The organism is Tenacibaculum finnmarkense, from assembly GCF_900239185.1.
GTDB classification, from domain to species: Bacteria; Bacteroidota; Bacteroidia; order Flavobacteriales; family Flavobacteriaceae; genus Polaribacter; species Polaribacter finnmarkensis.
Genome location: NZ_OENA01000090.1, coordinates 1 through 14,218, shown reverse-complemented (window position 1 = coordinate 14,218; position 14,218 = coordinate 1). Strand labels below are relative to the sequence as shown.

Below are 14,218 nucleotides of genomic sequence, written 5' to 3'. Positions count from 1 at the left end.
CTCGTTTTTTCACTATATTTTTCTTGATTTAGAAAGATAAGTTTTATAATTTTTATCGGTCTTTAATTTTTCATACCAAATTTTAGCATTTTCTTTATCCTTTAACTTATTATAAGCTGCAAAACCTATAAAATCAAACAATACTTTATTTTCAGGTAAAATTTCAACTTCTTTAAAGTTTTTATCTAAGTATTTTAACGCTTTTTCATTTTTACCTTTAATTAGTAACTTGTATGCACCTGCTAATAAATTAACTTTTTGCGAATATTTTTGTTTATATTCTTTTTTAGAGGTCAGTTTCTTTATTTTTTTAAAATAAATCCCTCCTAATTTTAAAAAATCATATTTAATTTTTCCCTTTAAATAAATAGAAGCATCTAAATACTTTTCACCTAAAGATAGGGCAATCTCTGGAGTTTGTTTTTTATAAAAAGAGGCAAAATCATTTTGAAATACCTTAGTATTAATAGTGTATTTTTTTAAAACTTTTAACATCTGTTCTTTGGTTTTATAGCCTGTTTCATTGAAAACAACCTCACCATAAGCATCAACAATTAAAACATAAGGAATTCTATTTGCCGAATATTTATTTGAAATTTTTCTAAAAACATCAATATCTATTTTTAAAGGAATGTAAGCGCTTAGTAAGCTTTCAACCTCTGGAGTACGCCAAGTATCAGCTTCCATTTTTTGACAAGGATAACACCAAGTAGCCCAAAAATCAATCAATATTAACTTATTTGTTGCTATTGATAATTTTTTAGCATCTTCAAAAGAAGTCATCCAAGTTGTTGCCTTGGCATGTTGTGATATTGAAATTAATAATACAAATGTTAAAATGATTTTTTTCATAAAGTCTTTTATTTAAGCTATTTTTAAACTCAAAAATACATAAATATCATTTAAAAATAGGCTTCATTTTTAAAATACTGTTTTAAAATCCCTAAAAAATTAGTGTAAAAATATTGTAAAAAATAAATTCCGCTTTACTATTAAATAATAGTAAAGCGGAATTTTTTAAAGGAATATGATATTAAAACACTACCCTAATCTTTTAATTTTTTCGTTAGAGCGCACTGGCAAACGTTTTTTTAACTCTTCAACAATTCTGTATGTTGCAGGGCAAATAGCGGTGTTTGCAATGGTTAAATCTGAAATTTGAATAAATTTCTTGCGGTTTGTATGTGGGTATTCTGAACACGCTTTTGGGCGAACATCATAAATAAAACAAGAATTATCACTTTCGTCTAAAAATGAACATGGCGCTGTTTTTAGTACCATAAAATCATCTTGATCACGCTCTAAATATTGCTCTTCAAAATTACGCACTTTCATTTTTAAATGCTTAGCAATACGCTCAGTATCTTTATCTGTAAAAATAGGGCTGGTCGTTTTACAACAGTTACCACAGTCTAAACAATCAGTTTTTGCAAACTCTTTGTCGTGTAAATCTTGCGCTACAACATCAAAGTTTTTAGGTACTCGTTTTTTTATGGTTAAAAAATATTTTTTATTTTCCTTCTCTACGTCTTTTGCTAACTTCTCTAAGTTCTCTAAATCTCTATCCATGCTGCAAAAATAGTCATATAAACTATTAGAATGAGTTTAAATATTACGCAAATAAACAAACCACTGTAATACTCTTGGAGGTATTTCTTTAAACTTCACTAAATTCGAGAAACAAAGCACCGTAATTTACTTAATTATTAACCCGCTAAAACATCCTGAAAATTGTTAGAATCACTTTAAATATCATCCAAATAAATTATGTAATTTTGTTGTTCAATTTTCAACAACTAATGAGCGTACAAACCTTAATTGAAGCAAAAGTAAAAGAAGGATTTTCAACCTTATATAATATCGAAATTCCGAGTGTCGAATTTCAAGCAACCCGTAAAGATTTTGAAGGAGATATCACTGTAGTGGTTTTTCCTCTTTTAAGATACAAAAAAGGAAATCCTGTTCAAATTGGCGAGGATTTAGGGAAATATCTGGTTGAAAACGTTACCGAAATTACCAATTATAATGTGGTAAAGGGGTTTTTAAACCTGGTTATTGACGATACTTTTTACACTAATTTTTTCAATCAAATAGCAACAAATACTTCTTACGGATTTATTTCGCCTTCGGCAGATGATTCTTCTCGTATGGTGGAATATTCATCGCCTAACACCAATAAACCTTTACATTTAGGGCATGTTCGTAATGTTTTATTAGGATATTCGGTGGCTGAAATTTTAAAAGCATCGGGTAAAAAAGTATATAAAACTCAAATTATTAACGACCGTGGAATTCATATTTGTAAGTCTATGTTGGCTTGGGAAAAGTTCGGAAACGGAGAAACTCCAGAAAACACCGGTTTAAAAGGCGATAAATTAGTAGGAAACTACTACGTAAAATTTGACCAAGAATATAAGAAAGAGCTAAAAAATACAGAAGAATTAAATAACCTTAAAAAAAGAGCTAAATATTATTCAACTGCTTTAGAAAATAACAATAATAAAATACAAGGAATAGGTGATTTTAATCAAATTATAAATAAAAAAACAGAAACGTCTTACTCTCCTAATAAAAATATTTGGTTTGCTTTGGGAGGAGCTGCATTAGCAACCTATTTTTACACAAAGAAAAAAGGAAATGAACAATCAAATAAAAACATTGCAGATATTGTAACTGGTTTATCTTTGGTTTTTGCAGCAAATTCTTTTGACAAAAAAGTTGAAATTTTCGAAAGCGTAATTGAAAACAAAAAGTATAAATTTAAAGAATTAGAAAATAAATTTCTTAAAGAAAACAAATTTCTTAAAAAAAATAAATATCAAATTCAACAAGAATTATTTATTAAGGAAAGAGAGCAATCTAAATTATTATATCAAGCACAAGAAATGCTTCGTAAATGGGAAGCTGGTGATGAGCAAGTTGTAACACTTTGGAAAGAAATGAATTCTTGGGTTTACAAAGGATTTGATGTTACTTATAAAAGTATCGGTGTTGATTTTGATACATTATATTACGAAAGTAATACCTATTTATTAGGAAAAGATACGGTTGACCAAGGTTTAGAAAGTGGTGTTTTTTATAAAAAAGAAGACGGCTCTGTTTGGTGTGATTTATCGGAAGATGGTTTAGATGAAAAACTGGTTTTACGTTCAGACGGAACATCAGTTTATATGACTCAAGATATTGGAACTGCTATTCAACGTGCAAAAGATATGCCCGATGTTGGCGGAATGGTTTATACAGTTGGTAACGAACAAGATTATCACTTTAAAGTATTGTTCTTAATTTTAAAGAAATTAGGATATTCTTGGGCAGAACAATTACATCATTTAAGTTACGGAATGGTAGATTTACCTTCTGGAAAAATGAAATCTCGTGAGGGAACTGTTGTTGATGCCGATGATTTAATGGACGAAATGACAGATACGGCTCGTACTATTTCGCAAGAATTAGGAAAATTAGAAGGTTATTCTGACCAAGAAAAAGAAGAATTATATAGCGTTATTGGTTTAGGAGCTTTAAAATATTTTATCTTAAAAGTTGATCCTAAAAAGAGAATTTTATTCGATCCGAAAGCTTCTGTAGATTTTCAAGGAAATACAGGACCTTTTATTCAATATACATATGCTAGAATTCAATCTATTTTAAGAAAAGCAACTTTTGATTATTCAAATGCTGTTTCGATTGAATTACACGCAAAAGAAAAAGAATTAATTAAACAATTAGAATTATATCCTGAAGTAATTCAGCAAGCGGCTAATAATTATTCGCCTGCCGTAATTGCTAATTATACTTACGAATTGGTAAAAGAATTCAATTCTTTTTATCAGAATGTACATATTTTAGGAGAAGAAAATCAAGATAAAAAAATATTCAGAGTTCAATTATCTAAAAAAGTTGCCGATACTATTAAATCTGCATTTGCTTTGTTAGGTATTCAAGTTCCTGAAAAAATGTAATAAAATGTTGCTTCTGCCCTATTTATTTTTTGATAAAAGAACTAAAACTCAAAAAATTAAAAATAAATAGGGTTGAAAAAACGAAAATTCGCGTTAGGGATTGAACGGCATATTTGAGCTCTTTTTTAGTTGTCAGTTCGAGTGAATTTGCTTTTTTAGCAAATTTATATCGAGAACAAAACTAAAAAAAGCGAGTAGTGAAAGCCCGCCCGAACGCCCAAATTCTCGATATGATTTTGAAAATAAAATCACTCGAAGTGAAAAAAACATATAAAATAAACAAACAATAAGTAAAAAATTAACAACATGAAATACGACGTATTAATAATCGGAAGTGGTCCTGGAGGATATGTAACTGCTATTAGAGCATCGCAATTAGGCTTTAAAGTTGGAGTAATTGAAAAAGAAAGTTTAGGTGGAATTTGCTTAAACTGGGGGTGTATTCCTACAAAAGCATTGTTAAAATCTGCTCAGGTTTATGATTATTTAAAACATGTTGACCAATATGGTTTAAAAGCGGAAGCAATCGATAAAGATTTTGAAGCAGTTATTAAACGTAGTCGTGGTGTTGCCGAAGGAATGAGCAAAGGTGTTTCTTTTTTAATGAAGAAAAACAACATTGACATTATTGACGGTTTTGGTAAAATTAAAACTGGTAAAAAAGTTGATGTTACCGCTAAAGATGGTTCTGTAACTGAATATTCTGCTGATAATATTATTATCGCTACTGGAGCACGTTCTAGAGTTTTACCAAATTTACCTCAAGATGGTAAAAAAGTAATTGGTTATCGTCAGGCAATGAGCTTACCTAGTCAACCAAAATCTATGATTGTTGTAGGTTCGGGTGCTATTGGTGTTGAGTTTGCACATTTTTATAATTCAATGGGAACGGATGTTACTGTTGTTGAATTTATGCCAAACATTGTGCCTGTTGAAGATATTGATGTATCGAAACAAATGGAGCGTTCTTTCAAAAAATCGGGTATTAAAGTAATGACAAGTTCATCTGTTGAAACTGTTGATACTTCTGGCGATGGCGTAAAAGCTACCGTTAAAACGAAAAAAGGTGAAGTTGTTTTAGAAGCAGATATTTTATTATCGGCAGTTGGAATTAAAACAAATATCGAAAACATCGGTTTAGAAGATGTTGGAATTATTACTGATAGCGATAAAATTTTAGTAAACGATTTTTATCAAACAAATATTCCTGGTTATTTCGCTATTGGTGATGTAACTCCTGGACCAGCTTTAGCACACGTTGCTTCTGCTGAAGGAATTACTTTAGTTGAAAAATTAGCTGGTTTACATACTGAAGCTATCGACTATGGAAATATTCCTGGTTGTACGTATGCTACTCCTGAAATTGCTTCTGTTGGAATGACAGAAAAGCAAGCAAAAGAAGCTGGTTACGATTTAAAAGTTGGTAAATTTCCTTTCTCTGCCTCTGGAAAAGCAACTGCTGCTGGAACTACAGATGGTTTTGTAAAAGTAATTTTTGATGCAAAATACGGAGAATGGTTAGGTTGCCATATGATTGGTGCAGGTGTTACCGATATGATTGCTGAAGCTGTTTTAGGTAGAAAATTAGAAACTACTGGTCATGAAGTTTTAAAAACAATTCACCCTCACCCAACTATGAGTGAAGCAGTTATGGAAGCTGTTGCTGATGCTTATGATGAAGTGATTCATTTATAGAATTTTCAATATTAATTTAAGGGGTTATTTTTTCGGAAATTCAACTTAAAATTATTTTATATACAATAAAACCTCGTCAAATTTGACGAGGTTTTTTTTATGTATTTTATAAGGCAATCATCTCTTTTATACATATTTAAAACAAAAAAAGCCTAAAAAAAATCATATTACACAATAAACATGTATTAGTTTCGTAATACTCTAAAGTAAAAAGTAAATCTGTTTAAAAAAACTATGATTATAGATTCTATATTCAAAAGTAAAACACACTTAAATATCCTCAGCAAAAGGAGTAAATATTCACAAACATATACAATATTATCAATATTTAAGCTAAAACAGTGCTAATCAAACAATAAAACTTATATTACCCGCAAATTAACATTAAATTAACTTTAAACTACTTTTAAAGTAGTTCTAAAACATCAAAATGAAGAATAAAATTACACTGTTGTTGCTAATTTTGGTTACTTTTTTACAGTCCAAAATTTTTGCACAAAAATCGGAACACAATAAACATGCTTGTAAGGCGAGTATTCAAAATGAATTGATATTCAAAAAACATCCTAAAGCAAGAAAGGAATACCTTGAATTTAACAAAACCACCAAACAATTAGCAAGAAATCAAAAATCGCAACGTGCTAGAACCTACACTATTCCTGTAGTTTTTCATGTATATGGCGAAAATCAAAATGGAGCTACAGTTACTGTTGAAAAAATTCAAAAAGCAATCGAAAAACTTAATCTTGATTTTCAAGGTTTAAATGATGATTTTGATGGTGTTGACCCGTTATTTGACCCTATAAAAAGTAGCTTAGATATCGAATTTAAATTAGCAAAATTAGACCCGAACGGAAACTGTACTAGTGGTGTTGTTTTTTACGATGAAAAATCAGGTTACGGTAATGGTGGTGGTTATGATGCTCAAATTGCTGCCGATGCTTGGGACAATTATAAATATATGAACATCTATCTTCAGGCAGAATTATATGCCGATGGTGATACTAGTCAATCTGGTGTTGCTTGGTATCCTACGAGTTCAATGTCGGATGCAAATACCGCAAGAGTTGTATATAACGGTGCCTATTTACATGGAAATACAGGAAAAGAATTTGCTTCTGTATTTACCCATGAATTTGGTCACTTCTTTAACCTTATACATACATTTCAAGGAGGTTGTACTGCTACTAATGATGAAGTAGATGATACACCTGCCGAAGATAAAGATGTGGTTGGTGCTAATTGTTCTCCTACTAAAAACTGTAATGGAGAATTTATCAACTATGAAAATTACATGGGATATAACGGTGCCGCCGATGGTTGTTACAGAATGTTTACCAAAGGACAAACAGATCGTATGTTAGCGGCTTTACAACATCCTGCTCGTAAAACTTTATGGCAAGATCAAAATTTAATTGATACCGGTGTTAATAATACTGGCGGTGCCATTGCTTTAAATAATAATACAGTTAAAGAATTAGTAGTAAACGATGGTAGCTTTAACCAAGAAATAACGGTAACTCTTGATAATGCTACTTTTAATGCTTCAAGTGGTAACTTAACTCAAGGTAATCAATATAGTATTGCTTTACCTCAAGGATTATCTTCTACAGTAGCAATTACCTCTACAACAACAGCGACTCTAACAATATCAGGTATTGCAACAAATCACCTAGAAACCAATAATGAAACAGTAAACTTATCTTTTGATACTAGTGCGTTTAGTCCAGGGCAAACCTTAAGCTGTACTTCTATCGGTTTAGACTTTAAATTTTATAGCCCTTATGAAATTATTTATCATGATATTACAGATATTTCTGCAAGCACAGCTGTTTCTTGGGATAATTTAAATTTAACCAAAATAAATGGTGGTAATACCTATGGTACTTGGGCATATAAACCAGGGCATTTAAAATTAGAAACCTATGGTAAAAAATTAGTTACCAATACAGGAACAAGAGACATTACACTTTTAACCAAAAATACATTAATTTCTACGGTAAGTAATTTTACCGCTCCTGAAGCTTATCCTGGTCAATTAGATATGAGTTATGATACTTATACTGCTTGGGACAGAAAAACTGGATATATCGGATTTGAAGCAGATCATAATGGTGAAACTATCCACGGATGGATGAAAGCAAGTGTTTCTCCCGATGGTGAAACCTTAACTGTTTATGAATACGCTTTTTCTACCCAGCCTAGTGGTGATATTTTAGCAGGGCAGACTTTATTTGATACCTCGGCATCTGAATTACTTTTTGTATCTAAAGAAATTAAAGAAGCAACGGATAATACAGGAGCATTTAATTATTCAACTAAAATTACACTTTCTGGAACTGCAGAATTTTCAAATAAAACATTTGTAAAAGGAACTGATTTTACAACAACTTTTCCAAGTGATTTTACAGTTGCCTTTAATTATATCAGTAAAGATGAACTTCAAGTAACCGTTACAGGAACAACTACAAACCATGCTATAGCTGATAATTCTAATTACAATATTAGTTTAAATAGTGGTGCCTTTACAACTGGATTTGACAGTGTAGTAAATAAAACCAATACTTTTGATGTTGTCTTTAGAGATCCTTATGAAATTATTTATGATGATATTGCAGATATTACAGCGACCACAGGAGCTGGTTGGGATAATTTGAATTTAACCAAAATAAATGGATCTAATGATTATGGTGTTTGGCTTTTTGAAGCAGGTAAATTAAAATTAGAAACCTACGGAAAAAAATTAGTGACCAATACAGGAACAAGAGATATAACTCTTTTAGCTAAAAACGAATTAATTTCTACTGCAAGTAATTTTACTGCTCCCGCTGCATATCCAGGTCAATTAGATATGAGCTATGATGCTTATACCGATTGGGATAGTAAAACTGGATATCTTGGATTTGAAGCTGAACATAACGGTGAAATTATCCACGGATGGATGAAAGCTAGTGTTTCTGCAAATGGTGAAACTTTAACGGTATATGAATATGCTTTTTCTACCGAACCTAAAGGAGATATTAAAGCAGGGCAGAAATTATTTGATTTAGATGCCTCTGAATTACTTTTTGCATCTAAAGAAACTAGAGAAACTACTGATAACGCAGGAGAGTTTAATTTTTCAACTACTATTACTGTTGATGGCGTTGCAAATTTCGCTAATAAAACCTTTGTAAAAGGAACTGATTTTACAAGTACTTTTCCAAGTGATTTTACCGTAGCAGTTAGTTATGTAAATGCTAAAGAAGCACAAATAACTATTACAGGAACGACTATAAATCATGATAAAAGTGAAACAACTAGTTTCGATATTTCTTTTAATAGCAGTGCCTTTACTACTGGATTTGATAAAGTTCAAAACAAAGAAAATAGCATTGCTCTTAAATACAGAGACCCTTACGAAATTATTTTTGTAGATAATGCTGACTTATCAGCAAACAAGGCTAATAATTGGTTTAATTACAATTTAACAGCAATTGACGGTTCTCATTTTTATGGTGTTTGGGCGCATACAGATAAAGACACTCAAAAAGAGTATTTAAAGTTTGAAACTTATGACAAAAAATTAGTTACCAATACAGGAACAAGAAATATTGCATTATTACCAGCAAATACCTTAATATCTACTGCTAGTAATTTTACAGCTCCTCAGGCGTATCCTGGGCAGTTAGATATGCGACATGAAACTTATACCGATTGGGATGGTAAAATTGGATATATTGGTTTTACAACCGATCATGATAGTGAAACCATTCACGGATGGATAAAAGCAAGTGTTTCTGCCGATGGAAAAACATTTACTGTTTATGAATACGCTTTTTCTACAGAACCAAATGGAGATATCGAAGCAGGACAATTAGTATTTAGAGGTGATAATTCTGATTTAGAATTTAGTTCTAAAACTGTTTCTGAAAACGAAGATAACACAGGAATTATTAATTTCACTTCAACAATTCGTATTGGAGGTGTAGCTAATTTCACAGATAAACAATTTGTAAAAGGAACCGATTTTACAACAACAATAGCTAATGATTACGATGTTGAAGTTACCTATTTAAACGAAAAAGAAGTACGTTTAACAATTACAGCAACGTTAAGTAATCATGGAAATGATGCTTCTGCGAATTATGAAATTACTTTTAACAGTACTGCCTTTAATAATGGTTATGCTGATGTCAATAATAAAGTAAACACCCTTGACTTTAATTTCTCTGACCCTTATCAAATTATTACAGGAACTTTAACAAGTGGCACTCCTTGGGGTCCTTTTATGCTTTATGATTTAGATACTGATAATCAGGCATACGGTGCTTGGAAATCTGGAAGTGATTTAAAATTAGAAACTCATTCTAGAAATTTAATCTTAAATGGTGGTACTAATAATATTACACTTATCAACGCTGGAGAATTAATTTCTGAAAAAAATAACTTTATGCCTACACAAAGTCAAGGAGATGTTTATACACCTTCTTATACTGCATGGAAAGGGAAAACAGGATATATTGGTTTTGAATCATTATACCAAGGTTCTACCGTATATGGTTGGTTTAAAGTTACTGTTCTAGCAGATGGTACTCAATATTCTATTACAGAATATGCTTTTTACACCAAACCAAAAGGAGCAATTTTAGCAGGTGCAACAACTTTACCTACTACTATTACATGGTCAGGAGCAACAGATACTGATTGGAATAATGCAAACAACTGGGTAACAAATACTGTTCCTACAAGTGCTGATGATGTTATTATCCCTGCAAATGCGAGTAATTTCCCTACATTAACACAAGAAGTTACTGTAAATAAAATTACGATTGAATCAGGAGCTACATTAATTACAAATAGCAAATTAACCGCTAATATTACTTATAACAGGAACTTAACAACTGATAACTGGTATTTAGTAAGTTCACCATTAAGTAATGAAACTTTAACAAACATTATTGTAAATAATAATTTTGCTTCAGGAACAGCTAAAAATATCGGTTTAGCTCCTTACAAAAATGACGGAACAGCTTGGAATTATCAAACAACAGCTGCAACAGGAAGTATTGTTTCAGGAAAAGGATATTCTGTTAAATTAAAAACTGTTGATGCTATTAAATTTACAGGTAATGCAAATTATCAAACTGTAACAACTGCTGTAACAACAGGAGTAAATAACTATAACTTAGTTGGAAATCCGTATGCTGCTTACATTAATTTAGGCGAATTTTTCAATACGAATCCTTTAAATACCGTTGTAAAAGAAGCTACAATTTGGTTATGGAATCAAGCAACTAATGATTATGATTTAAAACTAGCAGGTATTGATAATACTTTTCAAATTGCACCAACACAAGGTTTCTTTGTAAGTGCTAATGCAAATACCAATGTAACTTTTGATAAAAATAATCAATCACATACTGCGGGGATTTTTCAAAGACAAGCGAATACCAAAACACAAATAAACATTACAGCAACTTCAAGTAAAGGAACTGCTAAAACAGCAAAAATCTATTACTTAAACGGTGCAACTACTGGTTTTGATAATGGTTTTGATGGAAGTGTTTTTAAAGGATCAAAAAGTAATTTTAGTGTGTTTACAAAATTGGTAAACAAGCAAAACACTACAGATTATGCGGTTCAATCGTTACCAATTAATGATTTAGCTACAACAATTGTTCCTGTAGGAATTAAAGCAAACGCAAACCAAACTATTGTTTTTTCTGCCGAATCTTTTAATTTACCAGCAAATACTAGTGTATTTTTAGAAGATAAAGAAAACAATAAATTCATTAACTTATCAAAAGAAGATTATAGTGTAACCTTAAAGAAAACGACTAATTCAGGACAGTTCTTTATACATACAACTTCGAAAAAAGCAAGTAATGAAGCGCAAATATTAAGCGATATTTCAATTTCTCAATCAGCTACAAACCAGTTAACTATTACAGGATTACAATCAGAAAACAATACGATTGTTATATATTCAGCAATAGGAAAACAAATTTTAAGCAAAACTTTTAAATCAAACGGAACAAGCATAATAAACTTACCTAAAGTATCAGCAGGCGTTTATATTGTTACTGTAACAAGCGATTTAAAGAAAGTAAACAAAAAAATTATTTTAAACTAAAAATTTAAAAAACAAAACAACATGAAAAAACAAGATATATCAAAAGACACCAATATTAGCCGTAAAGAAGCTTTACAGAAAATCGGAAAACACGGTAAGTACGCCGCTTTAACAGCACTTGGAACCTACATGATTTTAAGCCCTCAAAAAGCACAAGCTCAAAGCCCTACAGGTCCTGAAGCTCCAGGTACTGGTGGTTTTTAATAAATCAATTAAAATACTTTAAATTAAAAATCTCCAAGAACAATTGTTCTTGGAGATTTTTTTTTAAAATCAAAAAATTATAAATTTAACTTAAAACATGAAGTCGTTTTAATAAATTTTATACGATTCAATCCCTAGCGTTAATATTGATGAATTATGATATAACTCCTCCGTTTTTAACGGACTTTTATCTAAAGCATATAAATGCGCATTACTTGTTAGCAATCCTTTTTTAATTAAATCAAGCATTGCAGGCAAAGCAAAAACATGCGTATCTTTATTGTTATAATCTCTAAAAACAACATAAACCTTATCCTTTTTAGTTAATAACTCAAGCCTACTTTTCACTTTATATTCCGAACCAAAAAACAATTCTTTTTCATTCGATTTCCCCGTTACAACATCTACCCTTTTAATAAATATTCTTTCAGGTTTCAATACCGATCCAGCTTTGGTTTTTAAACCATACCAATCTAAATTAATATCAAAATCAATACTTTTATTAGAAATCTGATCAACTCTTACTCTTTTGGTATATTTAGAATACAACACATTAGTAAAAACCTCATTATTACCTAACTCCCTTAACCTATAAGCAATAGGCAATCCAGGGTTTTCTTTACTATACGAAGCACCGCTAGCTATAAACTCTTTTACCGCACTAAGATCACCAATTTCCTGTCCTGCAATCGTAGCACTACCCCCTACAATTGTAGCCTTTATTGTTGATGTTTTTACTATTTTACCAAACTCAGTTTCAGCATTTACTCCTACTGATCCACCTAAAAATGAAGCCTGTAAAGCCGCCTCTAATTCCACCTTACTCATAGTAGACTCTATACTCATTAAAAACACTCGACCATAAGTTACAGACGACACATATAAAGGCTTATGATTCACTATTTTTTCTTTAAAATCAAAACTTTCGTTAAAAAAAGCAGCTGATTGATCAGGCACATCAACATCTATAGTATAAAATTTTTGGATCATTTTAACCACAACCTTCGTTGTTTCTTGCTCATAGTTAAAGGCTAAACTCCCTGATACATTTGTACCAAACCCTTCATAATTACCACCTAGCGCTATTTTCAAGTGATTATTACTAAAAACTTCATCAGTAGTATAACGTAAATTAGCAGGAGGAATATCAAAATTTCGATCCTTTAAAAGTGTACTAATAGCATCTCTTGTAGTCGATAATTTTGGAGAATCAACAGTAATTGATGTTTTATCACCAGTTAACGAAGTAGACAAAACAATCGCAGCCCTTGGTGCCGATATTGGTTTATAAGACCCCTGAACAACCGAACTTGCTACAACCAATGACCCGGGATAAAAAATTTCACTACTAGGATTAAATAAAAACTGTTCATCAAAACCCACTGCAACCTCATACTCCTCTAAAGTATACTGATCTCTACGCGCATTTTTTTGAATTATTTTTCGCTCCTCAAAAGGCGCTATCTGCAAAACAGAAGGTAAAGTATTTAAATACTCATTTAATTCAACCTTATCAAATACAGGCATTGTTTCATTTTCGCTACAAGCCAAAAATAGAAAAGCCATTACAAAAGGTAATACTATTTTAGTCATTTTATACATAATTATGTTTTTCACCAAATATACATTTTATAAGTAATTGCAAGGTTTAAATCATATAAATATTAAACACAGCTCATAAACACAAATACTATATTACCTAAAAGCTAACATACAGGTAGTTACATTCAAAAAGATCATCTATAAATCTTATTAAGACTACTTGAAAAGTATTTACTCACATTAAAAAACAACTTTTTCATTAAAAAAATTACTTTTAACCAGCAAAACACCATTAATACTGATTAAAATAACATTGTTTAATTTAGAATTCACAGTACTATTTTTTTGAAGCAATTTCCCGCTTTCCGCACTCGCTTTTTTTGTTTAAAAAAAACAAAAAAGAGCTCAAACAAAGCTTCAATCGGGGCTAGGCATTTGTGTTAATTTTCATAAATCGATACATCAACTATAATTCCACCAATCTCTACCCTATCAATTCGAGTGATTTTTTTAAAAGAAACATCATACTGAATTTAGTTCAGCATCCCATCAAAAAGAGAACTATGGTAAAAAAAATCTAAAAATTACAACTGTCAGTTCGAGTGATTTTTTTCCTTCAAAAAATTGTATCGAGAACTTTTTTAGTATCAAAAGAAAACAATTCAAATTCTCGATACTATTTTAATTCCTTTTAGTCATTAAA

7 protein-coding genes and 1 pseudogene are annotated in these 14,218 nt (G+C 30.8%); 5 read left to right on the top strand and 3 right to left on the bottom strand.

The annotated features are described in order from the left end of the window. Window positions 1–12: 12 nt before the first annotated feature. Window positions 13–852, bottom strand: a complete 840-nt coding sequence (locus tag AQ1689_RS10545) for a thioredoxin family protein (RefSeq protein WP_058885365.1) — start codon at window positions 850–852, stop codon at window positions 13–15. A gap of 189 nt (window positions 853–1,041) precedes the next feature. Further along, window positions 1,042–1,569 (bottom strand): YkgJ family cysteine cluster protein, encoded by a 528-nt coding sequence (locus AQ1689_RS10540; protein ID WP_101914471.1) that lies wholly within the window; start codon window positions 1,567–1,569, stop codon window positions 1,042–1,044. A gap of 230 nt (window positions 1,570–1,799) precedes the next feature. On the opposite strand from AQ1689_RS10540, the pseudogene argS (AQ1689_RS13410) reads away from it, so the two are divergent. The 5 genes and pseudogenes from argS (AQ1689_RS13410) to AQ1689_RS10520 all read left to right on the top strand — a co-directional run. After that, a pseudogene (gene argS, locus AQ1689_RS13410) lies at window positions 1,800–2,501 on the top strand (arginine--tRNA ligase domain-containing protein); the annotation flags it as partial. Window positions 2,502–2,588: 87 nt separating this feature from the next. Further along, the gene (gene argS, locus AQ1689_RS13405; protein ID WP_317047043.1) at window positions 2,589–3,959 is read left to right on the top strand and encodes an arginine--tRNA ligase; all 1,371 of its coding nucleotides are present in this window, start codon (window positions 2,589–2,591) and stop codon (window positions 3,957–3,959) included. A 306-nt stretch (window positions 3,960–4,265) separates the two neighbouring features. Then, window positions 4,266–5,654: a dihydrolipoyl dehydrogenase gene (gene lpdA / locus AQ1689_RS10530; protein WP_101956056.1), complete on the top strand. Its 1,389-nt coding sequence runs from the start codon at window positions 4,266–4,268 to the stop codon at window positions 5,652–5,654. A 430-nt stretch (window positions 5,655–6,084) separates the two neighbouring features. Then, window positions 6,085–11,769 carry a M43 family zinc metalloprotease gene (locus AQ1689_RS10525; RefSeq protein WP_101956055.1) on the top strand — a complete coding sequence of 1,895 codons (5,685 nt, stop codon included), beginning with the start codon at window positions 6,085–6,087 and terminating at the stop codon, window positions 11,767–11,769. Window positions 11,770–11,790: 21 nt separating this feature from the next. Next, window positions 11,791–11,973 (top strand): hypothetical protein, encoded by a 183-nt coding sequence (locus tag AQ1689_RS10520; protein WP_101914467.1) that lies wholly within the window; start codon window positions 11,791–11,793, stop codon window positions 11,971–11,973. A 108-nt stretch (window positions 11,974–12,081) separates the two neighbouring features. On the opposite strand, the gene AQ1689_RS10515 is transcribed toward AQ1689_RS10520, so the two are convergent. Beyond that, on the bottom strand, window positions 12,082–13,566 hold the full coding sequence (locus AQ1689_RS10515) for a thiol-activated cytolysin family protein (RefSeq protein WP_159459640.1): 1,485 nt from the start codon (window positions 13,564–13,566) through the stop codon (window positions 12,082–12,084). Window positions 13,567–14,218: the final 652 nt, after the last annotated feature.